At 65.9% G+C, this 15,154-nt stretch carries 11 protein-coding genes; 5 read left to right on the top strand and 6 right to left on the bottom strand.

Annotated elements, in window-relative coordinates; all coding sequences use genetic code 11:
- Positions 1 to 11: 11 nt before the first annotated feature.
- The 3 genes from BLQ58_RS13510 to BLQ58_RS13500 all read right to left on the bottom strand — a co-directional run bounded on the left by BLQ58_RS13510 (position 12) and on the right by BLQ58_RS13500 (position 5,647).
- The gene (locus BLQ58_RS13510) at positions 12 to 3,203 is read right to left on the bottom strand and encodes an efflux RND transporter permease subunit (RefSeq protein WP_092598633.1); all 3,192 of its coding nucleotides are present in this window, start codon (positions 3,201 to 3,203) and stop codon (positions 12 to 14) included.
- Positions 3,204 to 3,306: 103 nt separating this feature from the next.
- Positions 3,307 to 4,545 (bottom strand): efflux RND transporter periplasmic adaptor subunit, encoded by a 1,239-nt coding sequence (locus BLQ58_RS13505; protein ID WP_092598630.1) that lies wholly within the window; start codon positions 4,543 to 4,545, stop codon positions 3,307 to 3,309.
- A 226-nt stretch (positions 4,546 to 4,771) separates the two neighbouring features.
- A complete protein-coding gene (locus BLQ58_RS13500; RefSeq protein ID WP_092598627.1) occupies positions 4,772 to 5,647 on the bottom strand; it encodes an alpha/beta hydrolase in 876 nt (291 codons plus the stop codon).
- A 370-nt stretch (positions 5,648 to 6,017) separates the two neighbouring features.
- On the opposite strand from BLQ58_RS13500, the gene BLQ58_RS13495 reads away from it, so the two are divergent.
- Positions 6,018 to 6,944: a LysR family transcriptional regulator gene (locus BLQ58_RS13495; RefSeq protein WP_092598624.1), complete on the top strand. Its 927-nt coding sequence runs from the start codon at positions 6,018 to 6,020 to the stop codon at positions 6,942 to 6,944.
- A gap of 45 nt (positions 6,945 to 6,989) precedes the next feature.
- On the opposite strand, the gene BLQ58_RS13490 is transcribed toward BLQ58_RS13495, so the two are convergent.
- Complete coding sequence (locus tag BLQ58_RS13490) at positions 6,990 to 8,255, bottom strand: M20/M25/M40 family metallo-hydrolase (RefSeq protein WP_092598621.1); 1,266 nt, start codon at positions 8,253 to 8,255, stop codon at positions 6,990 to 6,992.
- A gap of 109 nt (positions 8,256 to 8,364) precedes the next feature.
- Between BLQ58_RS13490 and BLQ58_RS13485 the strand changes: the two genes are divergently transcribed.
- The gene (locus tag BLQ58_RS13485; RefSeq protein ID WP_092598789.1) at positions 8,365 to 9,432 is read left to right on the top strand and encodes a GlxA family transcriptional regulator; all 1,068 of its coding nucleotides are present in this window, start codon (positions 8,365 to 8,367) and stop codon (positions 9,430 to 9,432) included.
- A gap of 3 nt (positions 9,433 to 9,435) precedes the next feature.
- Here BLQ58_RS13485 and BLQ58_RS13480 read toward each other — a convergent pair whose 3' ends face one another.
- Complete coding sequence (locus tag BLQ58_RS13480) at positions 9,436 to 10,167, bottom strand: BON domain-containing protein (RefSeq protein ID WP_092598618.1); 732 nt, start codon at positions 10,165 to 10,167, stop codon at positions 9,436 to 9,438.
- Positions 10,168 to 10,577: 410 nt separating this feature from the next.
- On the opposite strand from BLQ58_RS13480, the gene BLQ58_RS13475 reads away from it, so the two are divergent.
- Entirely contained in the window at positions 10,578 to 11,243 is a 666-nt protein-coding gene (locus BLQ58_RS13475; RefSeq protein WP_092598615.1) for an SOS response-associated peptidase, read from the top strand.
- 15 nt (positions 11,244 to 11,258) lie between these two features.
- Here the strand turns inward: BLQ58_RS13475 and BLQ58_RS13470 are convergent, their stop codons facing one another.
- Positions 11,259 to 13,379 carry a TonB-dependent receptor family protein gene (locus BLQ58_RS13470; protein WP_092598612.1) on the bottom strand — a complete coding sequence of 707 codons (2,121 nt, stop codon included), beginning with the start codon at positions 13,377 to 13,379 and terminating at the stop codon, positions 11,259 to 11,261.
- A 314-nt stretch (positions 13,380 to 13,693) separates the two neighbouring features.
- On the opposite strand from BLQ58_RS13470, the gene BLQ58_RS29140 reads away from it, so the two are divergent.
- Together BLQ58_RS29140 and BLQ58_RS13465 are read left to right on the top strand one after the other, a co-directional pair.
- Positions 13,694 to 13,864, top strand: a complete 171-nt coding sequence (locus BLQ58_RS29140; protein ID WP_175459901.1) for a hypothetical protein — start codon at positions 13,694 to 13,696, stop codon at positions 13,862 to 13,864.
- Positions 13,865 to 13,977: 113 nt separating this feature from the next.
- Positions 13,978 to 15,060 carry a calcium:cation antiporter gene (locus tag BLQ58_RS13465; RefSeq protein WP_029050707.1) on the top strand — a complete coding sequence of 361 codons (1,083 nt, stop codon included), beginning with the start codon at positions 13,978 to 13,980 and terminating at the stop codon, positions 15,058 to 15,060.
- The last annotated feature ends 94 nt before the right edge of the window (positions 15,061 to 15,154 follow it).

The raw sequence follows: 15,154 nt of genomic DNA, 5'->3' as shown, positions 1-15,154 counted from the left end.
GTCTTTCACCATCACTCTGCGGACGGCACGGCGTGCGATGCCGGCACATCCGTCGCAACCGCTTCACGACGCTGCTTGCGGGTGGCCAGCAGACGCAGTGCCACGTAGAACACCGGCGTCAGGAACAGGCCGAAGAACGTCACGCCCAGCATCCCTGCGAACACCGCCACGCCCATGGCATGGCGCATTTCCGCGCCGGCACCGGTGGAGACCACCAGCGGCACCACGCCCATGATGAACGCGAACGACGTCATCAGGATCGGGCGCAAACGCAGGCGGCTGGCTTCGATCGCGGCCTGCACCACGGTGCGGCCCTGGTGTTCCAGTTCACGGGCGAACTCCACGATCAGGATCGCGTTTTTCGCGGACAGCCCCACCAGCACGATGAAACCGATCTGCGTGAAGATGTTGTTGTCGCCACGCGTCAGCCAGACACCGGTCATGGCGGCCAGCAGGCTCATCGGCACGATCAGGATCACCGCCAGCGGCAGCGTCAGGCTTTCGTACTGGGCAGCCAGCACCAGGAACACCAGCAGCACGCACAGCGGGAAGATCCACACCCCCGCGTTGCCGGCCAGGATGTCCTGGTACGTCAGCTCGGTCCACTCGAAGCCGATGCCCTTGGGCAGCGTTTCGGCGGCAATGCGCTCGGCAGCAGCCTGGGCCTGGCCCGACGAGAAGCCTGGCGCCGGACCGCCGTTCATATCGGCGGCGGTAAAGCCGTTGTAGCGCGTGACGCTATCCGGACCGAAGCCCTGCTTGACCTTCACCAGCGACGACAGCGGCACCATTTCGCCGGAACTGCTGCGCGCCTTCAGTTGCAGGATGTCCTCGGCATGCTGGCGGAACTGCGCATCGGCCTGCACCTTGACCTGATACGTACGACCGAACTTGTTGAAGTCGTTCACGTACGACGAGCCAAGATAGGTCTGCAGCGTCTCGAACACGTCCGTCACCGGCACGCCCAGCTGCTTGGCCTTGGTGCGGTCAAGCTGCACGTCCAGCTGGGGCACGTTCACCTGGTAGTTGCTGAAGATGCCAGCCAGCTCCGGGGTGGCGCGCGCCTTGGTCATGAACGCGTTGGTGGCGCTGAACAGTTCGTCGTAACCCAGCGCGGCACGGTCCTCGATCATCATCTTGAACCCGCCGATCGTGCCCAGGCCCTGTACCGGCGGCGGCGGGAACACGGCGATGAACGCGTCCTGGATCGACCCGTACTGCTTGTTCAGGTCGGCTGCAATCGCATTGCCAGACAGCTCCTTGCTCTTGCGCTGGTCGAACGGATCCAGCGTGACGAACACGATGCCGGCGCTCGGGCTGTTGGTGAAGCCGTTGATCGACAGGCCCGGGAAGGCCACGGCCGATTCCACGCCCGGATGCTTGAGCGCGATATCCGACATGCGGCGGATCACGTCCTCGGTACGGTCCAGCGTGGCGCCGTCAGGCAGCTTGGCGAAGCTCACCAGATACTGCTTGTCCTGCGCCGGCACAAAGCCCTTCGGCACCATCTGGAACACGCCCCAGGTGGCCACCAGCATCACGGCATAGACGCCGAACACCGAACCCTTGCGGCGGATCACGCCCTTCACGCCACGGCCATAGCTGTCCGAGCTGCGGCCGAAGAAGCGGTTGAAGCGGGCGAAGAAGCCGCCGAAGACACGGTCCATGCCACGCGTCAGCCAGTCCTTGGGCGCGTCGTGGCCCTTGAGCAGCAGCGCGGACAGGGCCGGCGACAGCGTCAGCGAGTTGAACGCCGAGATGATCGTCGAGATCGAGATCGTCAGCGCGAACTGCTTGTAGAACTGGCCGGTCAGGCCGGTCATGAACGCCAGCGGCACGAACACGGCGATCAGCGTCAGGGCGATGGCGATGATCGGGCCCGACACTTCGCGCATGGCCTTGTAGGTGGCCTCCTTCGGCGACAGCCCTTCCTCGATGTTCCGCTCGACGTTTTCCACCACCACGATCGCATCGTCCACCACGATACCGATCGCCAGCACCAGGCCGAACAGGCTCAGCGCGTTGATCGAGAAGCCGAACGCATGCATCAGGCCGAACGTACCGACGATCGACACCGGCACCGCCAGCAGCGGGATGATCGAAGCGCGCCACGTCTGCAGGAACAGGATCACCACCAGCACCACCAGCGCGATGGCCTCGAACAGCGTGTGGACCACGGCCTCGATCGAGTGGCGCACGAACTGCGTCGGGTCATAGACGATGCTGTAGTCCACGCCTTCCGGCATGTTGGCCTTCAGCTCGGCCATGGTCTTGCGCACGTCGTTCGAGATCTGGATCGCGTTGGAGCCCGGCGACTGGAAGATCGGCAGCGCCACGGCGGACTTGTTGTCCAGCAGCGAGCGCAGCGCGTATTCCGACGCGCCCAGTTCGATGCGGGCGATGTCCTTCAGGTACGTCACCACGCCGTCGGGCGAGGTCCTGACGATGATGTCGCCAAACTCCTCCACGGTCTGCAGACGGCCCTGGGCGTTCACCGACAGCTGCAGGTCGGTGCCCGGCAGCGACGGCGACTGGCCGATCACGCCGGCCGCCACCTGCACGTTCTGCTCGCGGATGGCGCGCACCACGTCGGACGCGGCCAGGCCGCGCTCGGCGATCTTCTCCGGGTTCACCCAGACGCGCATCGAGTAGTCGCCCGAGCCGAACATCTGCACCTGGCCCACGCCCTGGATCCGCGCCAGGCGGTCCTTCACGTTGATCAGCGCATAGTTGCGCAGGTACGTCATGTCGTAGCGGTCGTTCGGCGATACCAGGTGGACCACCATGGTCAGGTCAGGCGAGCTCTTGACCGTGGTGATGCCCAGCCGGCGCACGTCCTCCGGCAGGCGCGGTTCGGCCTGCGAGACACGGTTCTGCACCAGCTGCTGGGCCTTGTCCGGGTCGGTGCCCAGCTTGAAGGTCACCGTCAGCGTCAGGTTGCCGTCGCTGTTGGCCTGCGAGTTCATGTAGAGCATGTCCTCGACGCCGTTGATCTGTTCCTCCAGCGGCGTGGCCACGGTCTCGGCGATCACCTTCGGGTTGGCGCCCGGGAACTGCGCGCGCACCACCACCGAGGGCGGTACCACTTCCGGGTACTCCGAGATCGGTAACTTGAACATCGAGATGGCGCCGATCAGGAAGATCAGCACCGACAGCACGCCCGCGAAAATCGGGCGATCGATAAAGAATTTCGAGAGATTCATCTTGGTCTCGGCGAAAGCAGTCCCCCTGGCCGTCCGCTCGTCGAGCGGACGCCATGTACTACTGCAGGGAGAATTTCAGTTCGGTGTGGCTTCGGGCGGGCGCTCAGCTCACCTTGGCCTTGTCGGCCTTGCCCTCGTCCGCGGCCTGCTTGCGGTCGGGGGTGGTGCCGCGCGGCTCAAGCTCGCTGCGATAGGCCATGGCCACGGCCTTCGGTGCCACGGTGTCGCCAGGGCGCACGCGCATCAGGCCGTTCACGACGATGTTCTCGCCCGGTTGCAGCCCCTTGCGGATCACGCGCAGCCCTTCGTACGTCGGTCCAAGCTCGACTTCGCGATACACGAGCTTGTTGGCCTTGTCGACCACGAGCACGAACTTCTTGCCCTGGTCGGTGCCGATGGCGCGATCGTTGACCAGCACCGCCGGGTGCGGCGAACCGCCACCGAGCTTGACCTTCGCGTACAGACCCGGCAGCAGGCGGCCATCCTCGTTGTCGAACACGGCGCGCACGCGGATGGTGCCGCTACGCGTATCGAGCCGGTTGTCGATCGAATGGATCTTGCCCTTGTGCGGGTTGCCGTCCTCGTTGGCCAGGCCCAGGAACACCGGCAGGTCGTTCTTGCCGCCGCTGGCGCCCGGCGCCGTATAGCGCAGGTAGCTCTGCTCGTCGACATCGAAGCTGGCGTACACCGGCGAGACCGACACGACCGAAGTCAGCGGCGGCGACGCGGCGCCCGCGGCCACCAGGTTGCCCACGGTGATTTCCGCACGCGACACCTTGCCCGAGACCGGTGCAACGATGCGCGTGTAGCTGAGGTTCAGCTTCGCCACTTCCAGCGCCGCCTGTGCGCCGCGCACGTCCGCCGACATCTCGCTGGCGGCGTTGATGCGCTCGTCGAACTCGCGGCGGGAGATCGCATTGTCGTCCAGCAGGCGTTGCGCACGGGCCTTCTCGGTCTGTGCATGCGACGCGCGTACCTGCGCAGCGGCCAGCGCCGCTTCGGCGCGAGCCACTTCGGCGGCGTACGGGCGCGGATCGATCGTGAACAGGGGGTCGCCCTTCTTCACGATGGAGCCTTCGCGGAAATGCACCGTTTCGATGGTGCCGGAAACGCGCGGACGGATTTCCACGCGGTCCACGGCCTCGATGCGGCCCGAGAACTCATCCCATTCGGTGATGGTCTGGCCCACCGCGGCCGACACTTCCACGGCCGGCGCCGGGGGCGGCGTATTGGCCTGTGCTTCCCCGCCGTGCCAGGGTTGCAGTACCGAGGTTGCCACGCCCGCCCCAAGAATTGCCACGATGGCAAAGGCGATCAGCGTGCGTCGAGACTTGTCATTCATCTTTCTTCACTCCGTGTTTCGTCGGGTTTCTTCAACTGGAAAAGCAAAAATTCAGGCCGAACGCTGCCCGCCAGCCCAAAGGGCCGGAAAAACGGGAACAACAAGGGGGCCTCCGTCCCGATCGGACAGAAGCAAGCCACTACAGGGGTGCCAGCCTCAAAGGGCGCTGGCGGGGGAATCCGGCACCGTTACAGCATTCACGGCGCCGGCCGGCGTTCGGACCGGATTACGAGGCGTCGTCGGCCTTGGCGAAACTTTCGCGCAGGAACCGCGCACCTTCTTTGACCCATGCCTGACACATCTCATGGGACTGTTCCACCCCGTCGCCACAGGCGCCGGGCATGATCAGGGCCCTGGCCGGGATGCCGGCCTTGGACAATTTTGCGGCGAAGGCCTCGCCTTCCGCGCGCAGGGCGTCTTTTTCCGCCACCTGCACCAGCGTCGGCGGCAGTCCCGCCAGCCGCGAAGCCAGCGCCGGGGCCGCATACGGGTGCACGCTGGCGGCGGGCGTCGGCAGGTAGTCGCGATAGTTGCACGCCAGCTTGCGCAGCATTTCCATCGGCACCTGCCCGCCGGACGACGCGTGCTGCAGGCACGGATCGGTCACCGGCCGGATCAGCCACTGACCCGCCGGCTGCGGCAGGCCACGGTCACGCAGCATCTGCGCCGTGGCGATGGCCAGGTTGCCGCCGGCTTCCTCGCCTACCAGCGCGAAGCGCAGCTTGTCGAGCTTGAGCTTGCGGGCCTGCTTGAGCACCCACGACACCGTATTCACGGCGTCCTCGGGCGCTGCCGGGAACGGATTCTGGGGCGCCAGCGAGTAATCGGGCGTCACCACCACGGCCGGGACCGACTCCGCCAGATCCCGCACCAGTTCCTTCGCGGCTTCGACCCCGCCGTCGACAAAGCCGCCGGCATGCAGGTACAGCATCCACGGCAACAATGGCGCACCGGCGCTCACTGGCCAATAACCTGCGGGGTAACACACGCAGACCTTCATTTCGCGCTCGCCGCTGGCCACCACGTGCTGGATCACGATTGCCTCGCCCTGTTCTGCGGCCGGTTGTACGGCGGAACTACGGGGAGTCGTGGTCTTGGTCATGGTTGGCACGGCGGCCGGCAAAGGCCGTCGATTACTGTATTGCGATGCAGCGAATTATGGTGATTGACAACGGTGGGATAAAGCGAGCTATTGCCAATGCACTGTTTCTGCGTTGGAATAATCATCGAAGTGAACCCACACGGCTTGAAATGGATACCTGAAATGTGATTCACTCCGGTCCTTCGGCATCTGCGCACTTGGGGAAACAGCGCAAACGCCGGCGCCCCACCCTCCACCCGTCCCCGCTCCGGCCGCCACTGGCGGACCGCCGGCAGCAAATCCAGGCCGCGCACTTGACATGCAGCGGACCCGATCCCGCCAGACATCCTTCGGAACGTAGCCCGGTCTTACTCCTTTCGAAAGCAACATCATGGATCGTCTTGTCTCAATGCAGGCATTCACTCGGGTGGTGGATGTCGGCAGCTTTGCGCGCGCGGCGGAGTCGCTGGACCTGCCCAAGGCCACCCTCACCCGCCTGATACAAAACCTGGAAACCCACCTTGGCGTCAAGCTGCTGCACCGGACCACGCGCCGGATCAGCGTAACCACCGACGGTGCCGCCTACTACGAACGCTGCGTGCGCATCCTGGCGGATGTGGAGGAAGCGGAACAGTCGCTGACACGCCACAACAACTCGCCGCGTGGCACGCTGGCCGTGGATACCACCAGCGGACTCGCGCAGCTTGTGTTGATGCCTCAACTGCACGACTTCTTCAACGCCTATCCCGAACTGAAGCTGGAACTGACCATCAACGGAAAGCCCATCGACCTGCTCAAGGAAGGCGTGGATGTCGTGCTGCGCGTGGGTGCGCTCGACGAGGCCATGGTGGCCCGGCGCATCGGACAGGTGAAGCTGGCGTTCTATGCGTCGCCGATCTACCTGCGGCGTTTTGGCACACCGCACGACCTGACCGAACTGTCGCAGCACAAGGCCATCAACTTCCTGTCGAACCGTACCGGACGCGAAACGCCGTGGACGCTGATCCGTGGCGGCGAGAGCACCGAAGTGCTGCTGCCCTCGGTGATCTCGACCAACGATGCCGACGTGTACCTGGGCTGCGCAGTGGAAGGCCATGGCATTGCACGCATCTCGCGCGCCATGGCCGAGCCGTACATCCACAGCGGCCGGCTCGTCGAGGTCATGACCGACTGGCAGACCGACGAACTGCCGATTTCTGCGATGTATCCGCAGAACCGGCATCTGTCGGCCAAGGTACGCGTGTTCGTGAACTGGGCCGCGGAGATCTTCTCGCGGCATCCGCACTTCGGCGCGGCGCCGCAGCAGCTGGCGGCCTGATGTCCTGACCCTCTCCCGCCCGCGGGAGAGGGTATTCCCCCTGCCTCAGTTCTTTCCGATCTCCTGCAGCATCCGCGTCATCAGGTACAGGCGCGGCACGATCGAATCCAGTTCCACGTACTCGTCGCGCGCGTGATAGCCGAAGCCCGACAGGCCGAAGCTTTCCAGCACCACCGCCTTGCCCGAGCGTCCGGCAAAGCCTGCATCGGTGCCGCCTCCGGTGCCCGGCATCAGGATCAGCGACCGGCCGTCCATCTCCGCATAGATCTGCTGGGCCCGCGCGGCCAGTTCCTTCGAGCGCGCATCGGCCACGAAGGCGGGGCGCCCTTCTTCCATCGCAATCGTGGTCTTCGTGTCCGGAATGAGATGGCCCGCGTCGACCTTCTGCTGCAACGCCGTCTGCAGCTTCTGCGCGGCGCCGCTGGCGGTCACGCGCACATCGCCCACGGCGCTGGCCATCTCCGGAATCTGGTTGAGCGGGCCGGTGGTCCTGGCCTGCGTCCAGTTCATCTGCGCGCCTGGTATCGTCTTGGCCAGGTCGCGCGTTTCCTGCATCTGGTAGGCCAGCTCCAGCAGCGCGTTGCGGCCCAGTTCGGGCGCCGCGCCGGCATGCGATGACCGGCCCTTGACCTGCATCGTCGCCGTGGCGGTGCCGGCGGCGGCCAGCAGCAGCGATTCCGACTTCGCCACGGACTTCGCCACGTTGGGCTCGCACGACAGCACCACATCGTGCTGCGCGGCCAGCGTGGCAATGGTCTCGCCCGAGCCCAGGGAGCCGATTTCCTCGTCCGGGTTCAGCAGCACCGTGATCTGCGCGTAGTCCTTCCAGCCTTGCGCCTTGAGGATTTCCAGCGAATGCAGGATCACGGCCAGCCCCCCCTTGTCGTCGGCGATGCCGGGACCATAGAGCCGGTTGCCGTCCTCGCGGATCGGCTGCGACGCCAGGATGCCCGCCGGATACACCGTGTCCATATGGCCGATCAGCATGATGCGGCGCTTGCCCGTGCCGGTCAGGGTGGCCTTGACCATCGGCGCGGCGCTGGTTGTCATCGGCAGCCGCTCCACCTTCGCGCCCAGCGCCTGCAGCCGCTGCGACGTGTAGTCGGCCATGCGCGTCAGCCCCTGCATGTTGGCGCTGCCGGATTCGATCGTCACCATGTCCTTGAGCGACTGCACCACGGCCGGCTGCGCGGCGCGCGCGGCATCGAGCAGTGACTGGTCGGGGCCGGCGGCCAGCGCGGCACTGCAGGCCGTAGCGGCGGCCAGTGCGATGGCCGTGGCGCGGGCAAGGCGGCGAAGGGAAAGCGGCATGCGTGTCTCCTGATCTCGGTTTTCGTTTGGAGCTCCAATGTATCGCTTGCGCTATCCCGGAGGGAGGTTCAATATCGCCAATCCCGATGCCAATCCCGCCATTCGCCCCATGCCCCTGCCGGCCGCGCCCTTGCACGTCAAGCTGCTCTGGTTGCCCGATGCCATGCCTGGCACGCTGTTCGGCGCGCTCGATGTCTTGCGTACCGCCGCGGGCGTGGCGCAGTTGCAGCGGCCGGGCGCGCCGGCACGGCTGACGTGGGAGATCATCGGCGCCAACGGGCGCGCCCTGCCCGATCCCCTGCCCGGCCTGTCCACCTCGCGCCGGGGTACACCGCGGCAGGCCCAGGTACTGATCGTGGTGCCAGGACTGATGGCGGCCAGCGCGCCCCATCTGGGCGAACTGGCCGCTGCCGATACCGCCACGCAACGCCTGCTGGCACGGCATATGGAAGCTGGCGGCTGGGTGGCATCGATCTACACCGGGATGGCCTATCCACTGATGCTGGGGCTGCTCGACGGTGCGCGTTGCGGCGCGCCGTGGATGTTCCAGAGCTGGTTCGCGCAACGCTTTCCGGCGTGCGATCTGTCATCGGATGAACCGATGGGACTGCACGGACAGGTCTTTCATTGCGTGGCGCCCGCCCTGCAGACCGAATTCATGCTGCGCGTGCTGGGTCATCTGCAAGACCCCGACCTGGCGCAGGCGGTGGCCCGCCTGTTGCTCTACCAGCCCGAACGGCAGCAGTGGGTGCCGGAGCTGGTTTCGCAGCGCTGGCTTGGCAAGACCGCCGACAGCCCGGTCTATCGCGCCATCGGCTGGCTGCAGGCGCATGTCGGCGAGCCTTACCGGCTGGCGGCCGTAGCGCGCGCGGCCGCCGTCAGCGAACGGACGCTGCTACGCCATTTCCGCCAGGTGACCGGACGCACGCCATTGGATTACCTGCACCGGCTGCGCGTGGAGCGTGCCCGCATGCTGCTGGAGGTGACGCTGCATGGCACGCAGGCAATTGCCGAGGCCTGCGGCTACAGCGATGCCGCCGCCTTCCGGCGCCTGTTCCAGCGAACCATGCAGATGTCGATGTCGGAATACCGCTCGCGCTTTGCGTTGCGCACGCGGCGCCGCTATTGGCGCGTGGAAGCCCAGGCGGCGCAAGTCGATGCCGGCATCGTTGACTAGCTGTCAGCTACTCAGGGCGATATGGTTGATGACGTCCTCCACGCCTTGCACGTACCACGCATCGCGCTCCACCTGCTTGCGCGCGCCGTCGCTTGACGCGTAGCCGTCCAGCGTCACGACCCGCCCCTCGGTACGCACGCGGATGCGCGCGGCATCCACGAACGGGTCGGTTTCCAGCACCAGTTGCAGCGCCTCGCTCAGTTCCTCGTCGCTGTCGGCCTCGGCCGGCGCCACCACGATGTCGTTGATCACGTTGCGGCAGCCGCGTGACCACCACGCCAGCACGCCGGCCAGGCGCATGTGCGACAGGCTGATCACCTGGCCGCTCAGGATGACCGCGCCGTCGTGGACCGCCACCTCCATCCAGCCGCTGCGCTCGCCCACGGCTTCGCGCACAGGCTCGACCTGCCCCTTCACCTTCGCGCAGATCTTGCAGTTACGGAAGTCGATCGCGTTAAGCAGCCGATCGCAAACGGCCGCGCGCAGGTCGCCATCGCCCACCATCGGGCCGGCATGGGCAATGCGCAGGTGATCGATCACTGTGGAAACGCCGTCCAGTCGGCGCAACCGGGCCGTGGCGCGCGTCTTGTCCATGACGTCGGCCACTTCGCCCTCCAGAATCAGGGCCCCGTCGGAAAGTCGCAGGTGAATGGTGGGATGGATCTGGTGGCCCTGATATGGCACATGCGCCAACGCGGCTCGCGCCTGCGTCAGCACCGCTTCGCTACTCAGCATGATGTGTGTCTCCCCATTTGACGTGGAGATGGGTGGGAAGCGCGCCCCTGCCTGCAAGCACGCGTGGCGCGGTGCGGCCGTTTCTGCCCACGTGGTGCCGCGCCACACAGGCATTATAGGAAGCGGCCCGGCAAAGTCGCCGTCCCTCGGGCCACGCCCGCGCCGATGTTTCAAACGTCCGTTGCGCCTGCAAGCGGCATTGGCGTCACATACGGTGTGTGCCGGCGTCAAGGCGGATTGGACCCCGGCCCGTCGGCCACTCGGAAGTGCGCAGCCCGATACCGGCCAGTCTGCGGCGCTTTGTCCCGGCACGACGTTCGGCGACACGCACGCGCGGCCGATGATCGCGTATTGACGGCCCGTGCCGCCGTGCCGACCATAGGCGGCAGAACCGTGCTCCCGGAGCCCCCATGTGCGTCAACTACGCCCCCGTACAGAAACGCATCCTGCGCGAGATCTTTGGCGTGGAGCCGCCGCCGGGCCTGTATCCCCAGGAGACATGGCCCGACTATGCCGCGCCCATCGTGCGCCAGAAAACCGGCGAAGCGGCCTGGGAAAGCGTGCTGGCATCGTTCAGCATGGTGCCGAAGGCGACCATCCCGCCCGGCACGCGCTACTACCCCACCGCCAATGCGCGCGTGGAGACCATCGGGCAGCTGTCGTCCTTTGCCAGGTTCTGGAAGTCCTGCCAGCTGGCGCTGGTGCCTGCGACGGCGTTCTACGAGCCGAACTACGAAAGCGGCAAGGCGGTGCGCTGGAAGATCGGCCTGCCGGGGGGCGAGCCGTTTGCGATTGCGGGGCTGTGGCGGGCGTGGCCCGGTGGCGCCGTATCGTTCACGATGCCGACGGTCAACGCCGACCATCATCCGCTGATGCAGCGGTTTCACAAACCCGGGGACGAGAAGCGCGGCGTGGTGATCCTGCCGCGCGAAGACTGGGACGAATGGCTGCAATGCCGCGATCCCGAGGTGGCCAGGACGCTGCTGCGCCTGCTGCCCGCCGGGGAACTGGTGGCGGAGCCGGCCCCGTTGCCCCCGCGCGGGACGACAAAGGGGCCGCCGCCTCCTTCAGACTAGCCGGTCCGGCTACGCTCAGAACGCGGCGCGGGCCTGAATGTAGACCATGCGCGGCGCGCCCACCAGGCGGCCGGCATTGCTGTCGGTGGTACGCGTGTAGAACCGCTTGTCGAACAGGTTGTTGATGCCGACGGTAATGTCGGTGTTCTTGCGCTGCGGCAGCTTGAACATCGCCTGGATATTCCACGTACGGAAGCCCGGGATCAGGCCGTTGCTGCCATCCGCGCTTTCGGCCACCGTGTTGGCCAGATCCGCGTACTGCTTGCTCTGGTGCGTGGTGGAGACGTTGAACGTCCAGCTGCGCCAGTCGTAGCGTGCGCCGATCGTGTCGGTGGTACGCGAGTAGAACGGCACGTCCAGGCCCGCCGTGGTGCCCGACTTCTGGATGGCGCGCGTATACGTGTAGTTGGCGTACAGGTTCAGGCCGCCCAGCATGCTGCCGCGGTCGAACGTGTAGTCGATGGCTGCTTCCACGCCATCGTGGTCGGTCGCGCCGATGTTCTGGAACGTGGCGGGGAACAGTCCCGGCACCTGCAGGATCTGGTTGTCGAACTTGATCTTGAACGCGGTCAGCTCACCCTTGATGTGGCTGTCCGTCCAGCGCGTACCCACTTCGAACGTCTTGGCCACTTCAGGCTGCAGCGGATTGTTCGGCGTCTGCGAATTGAGCTGGGTGTTCTGTACCGGGCCGAACGACGTGCTGTAGTCAGCAAACACCGTCCAGGCGCTGTTCACCAGATACGACACGTTGACCGACGGCAGCGCCTTGTTGTTCAGGCTGTCCCACTGCGTCGCGGTGTTGCGCTGCTGGCGGGTCGTGTCGATATGCTCGAAGCGCACGCCCGGCACGATGCGCCAGTTGCCGTACGCGATGCGGTCGTCGATGTAGACGGCATGGGCATCGGTGGCATTGTCGAACGTGGTGGTCGGGCCGTTCACGCCGGTCTGGCGATTCGTGCTGAACTGGTTGTCGTCACCGCGTTCGCGGATGTAGCGGTAACCGACCGTCACGTCATGCGTGGTCGGGCCCACGCCGAAACGCTGCGTGAAGCGCGGCTCGATGCCGAACGTCGTGTAGTTGCGCGGCTGGTGCGCGATCACGGTGGCGCTCTGCTGCAGCGTGCTCTGGCGGTAGCTTTCGTTGAAGAACGTGCGGATCTCGAATTCCTGGTTCGCGGAGATCGTGTTCACGTAGCCCAGGTCGAAACCGTAGCGGTTGCCGCTCCAGTAGTCGTCGGGGCGCGTGTTCTGGAACGGATTGGCGTTGTACTGCGCCACGCTCAGCCCGCCCGGCGTCTTCGACTTGACGTCGTAGTACGACAGCTTGCCGTAGACCTGCGACGTCGGCGTGATGTCGTAGGCGAACTTCACGGCCAGGTCGTTGACGTTGTCGTCGCTGCCCTGGCGCCATTCACGGCCCGTCATGCCCGAGTACAGCAGCGCGATGCCCAGGCCGCTGTCGAGCGTGGTGCCCACGAACGCGTTGTACTGGGTATTCTTGCCGCCACCTTCGGTGTAGATGTTCTCGCGCACCGACGCCTCGCCGCTGAACACGCCCGGGATCGGCTTGGTATTGAAATTGATGATGCCGCCCACGTTCTGCGGGCCGTAGCGCACCGCGCCGCCGCTGCGCACCACGTCGATCGACTCGATGTTGCCCAGGCTGACCGGGGCAAACGACAGCTGCGGCTGGCCGTACGGCGCCACGGCCATCGGGATGCCGTCGAGCAGCACCGTGGAGCGCGGCGTGTAGCGGCCGGTCAGGCCCCGCACGCCGATATTGAGCGACACGGCGCTGCCGGCCGTGCCGGAGTTGTCGGTCGCCTGCACGCCGGGGATGCGGCGCATGACGTCGCCAATGCTCTGCGCACCGCTCTGTTCGATCTGCTGCTCGCTAACCACCGTGCGCGCACCGGGGAAGGTCTTTACGCTGTTCTGCAGCCCGGTGCCGAGCCAGTTTCCGGAAACCTGAACCGTTTCGAGCATCTTTTCCGTCTCACCGCCCTGCACCGGTCCGGCGGCGTCCTGCGCTGCCGCCCATTGCGGCGCCAGGCACAGCATCGAGACAGCCAGCGCCGTGGCGCACGGGGCAAAGTGGGGCGCGGCAAGTGGCAGTCCGCGACGGCTCGAATTCATGGTCTTCCCTTGTGACAAGAAACTGACAAAGCCCACGAATGTAAGTGATAACGGTTCTCGTTTGTAGCCCCACTCCCAAAAGACACGCTTAATGTATGTCGATTGCGACAATGTGTTGCCCATACACGACATTTTGTCGAAAGTCGACAAAGTTGAGCACGCAAGAGACCGACGCCACACCACTGATCCCGGACCGACGCGCCCCGCATTTGGGTGATTCCAGCGCCCCACCGATTGAGGGTGGGCGCCTTACCGGTCCGCACCCATACTGACCGGCCACCGGCCAGAAGAGCCGGATCAACCTGGGTCAGAACATGAATGCAGTCTCGTTTGTCGGATACGCGCTCGCGTTTCTGGCGGTGATCATCATCGCCGCCCGCTGGATCTACCGAAATCACCCGGCACTGCGGGACACCGATCCGCTGCCCCCCGGACGCCGCAACGATGGCGCAGGTGCGCCGCGCGGCGGACCGTCGCGCGACTGATCCGCGCACGCGTCGGGAACTGCCGCGCGCCGTCGTTGCCTGAACCTCTTGCGCCCGCGCCACGCGGCGTGCACGCTCGCGCCTGTGAGCCACAAGAACAAAGGGAACAAGACATGGCAACTGCCAACAAACTGCCGGCCTGGACCATCTGGTCCCCGCTGGCCGCCTGGGCCGCCTTCGGCCTGGGACTTGCAATGACGGGGCAGCCTTGGCTGATCGCACTGATGTCGATCGCATTGGCCGGTGCGGTGTTTTCCGCGGTCCATCATGCCGAGGTGGTGGCGCACAAGGTTGGCGAACCGTTCGGCACGCTGGTGCTGGCCATTGCGGTGACCGTGATCGAGGTGGCGCTGATCGTATCGGTCATGCTGTCATCCGGGCCGGAAAAAGCCGGCCTGGCGCGCGACACGGTGTTCGCGGCGGTCATGATCATCTGCAACGGCATTGTCGGCATCTGCCTGTTCGTGGGCGCGCTGCACCATCGCGAGCAGGCCTTCCAGGCGCCGGGCGCCAATGCGGCCATGGCCATCCTGGTCACCCTGCTCGGGCTGACGATGGTGCTGCCGAACTTCACCAGCACCACGCCGGGACCGGTCCTGTCATCGTCCCAGCTGGCGTTCTCCGGCGTGATGTCGCTGCTGCTGTACGGCTGCTTCGTCTTCGTGCAGACCGTGCGGCATCGCGACTACTTCCTGGTGGACGGCAGCAACGACGAAAACGTGCATGCGCCGCCGCCGCCCACGCGCGTGGCGGTGGCCAGCGGCGTGCTGCTGGTGGTCTGCCTGGTGGCCGTGGTGGCATTGGCCAAGCTGCTGTCGCCGTCGGTGGAAAAAGCCGTTGCGAACGCCGGGTTGCCGGCGGCGGTGGTGGGGGTGGTGATCGCGGCACTGGTGCTGCTGCCCGAGGGGCTTGCCGCGCTGCGCGCCGCCCGGTCGGACCGCATCCAGACCAGCCTGAACCTGGCGCTGGGGTCGGCCCTGGCGAGTATCGGCCTGACCATTCCGACGGTGGCCATCGTCTTCATCACCATCGGGCAGCCGCTGGAACTTGGCCTGAGCGCCAAGGAAATGGTGCTGCTGTTCCTGACGATGATCGTGGCGTCGCTGACGCTCGGCATGGGCCGCACGACCATCCTCCAGGGCGTGGTCCACATGGTGATCTTCGCGGCGTACCTGTTCCTGACGATCGTGCCCTAGCGGCAGGGCCCAACTCCCCTCGCCGGTTTGTACCGTCAATGGGCGAGGAGAGAAACAAGCAGGCCAGTTCTGCTGGCCGCGTTCGGTCGCCGCC

This window comes from Ralstonia sp. 25mfcol4.1, from assembly GCF_900104095.1.
In the GTDB taxonomy this organism is placed as follows: domain Bacteria; phylum Pseudomonadota; class Gammaproteobacteria; order Burkholderiales; family Burkholderiaceae; genus Cupriavidus.
Note: the sequence above shows the minus strand (reverse complement) of the source record. Positions and strands in the feature narration are given on the sequence as shown.

Excerpts from the sequence above, each read along its gene's own strand:
- BLQ58_RS13490 (WP_092598621.1), bottom strand. The coding sequence starts at position 8,255 with ATGCCGCTTTCCCTTCGCCGCCTTGCCCGCGCCACGGCCATCGCACTG.
- BLQ58_RS13475 (WP_092598615.1), top strand. The coding sequence starts at position 10,578 with ATGTGCGTCAACTACGCCCCCGTACAGAAACGCATCCTGCGCGAGATC.
- BLQ58_RS13465 (WP_029050707.1), top strand. The coding sequence starts at position 13,978 with ATGGCAACTGCCAACAAACTGCCGGCCTGGACCATCTGGTCCCCGCTG.
- BLQ58_RS13470 (WP_092598612.1), bottom strand. The coding sequence starts at position 13,379 with ATGAATTCGAGCCGTCGCGGACTGCCACTTGCCGCGCCCCACTTTGCC.
- BLQ58_RS13505 (WP_092598630.1), bottom strand. The coding sequence starts at position 4,545 with ATGAATGACAAGTCTCGACGCACGCTGATCGCCTTTGCCATCGTGGCA.
- BLQ58_RS29140 (WP_175459901.1), top strand. The coding sequence starts at position 13,694 with ATGAATGCAGTCTCGTTTGTCGGATACGCGCTCGCGTTTCTGGCGGTG.
- BLQ58_RS13510 (WP_092598633.1), bottom strand. The coding sequence starts at position 3,203 with ATGAATCTCTCGAAATTCTTTATCGATCGCCCGATTTTCGCGGGCGTG.
- BLQ58_RS13485 (WP_092598789.1), top strand. The coding sequence starts at position 8,365 with ATGCCCCTGCCGGCCGCGCCCTTGCACGTCAAGCTGCTCTGGTTGCCC.
- BLQ58_RS13480 (WP_092598618.1), bottom strand. The coding sequence starts at position 10,167 with ATGCTGAGTAGCGAAGCGGTGCTGACGCAGGCGCGAGCCGCGTTGGCG.
- BLQ58_RS13495 (WP_092598624.1), top strand. The coding sequence starts at position 6,018 with ATGGATCGTCTTGTCTCAATGCAGGCATTCACTCGGGTGGTGGATGTC.
- BLQ58_RS13500 (WP_092598627.1), bottom strand. The coding sequence starts at position 5,647 with ATGACCAAGACCACGACTCCCCGTAGTTCCGCCGTACAACCGGCCGCA.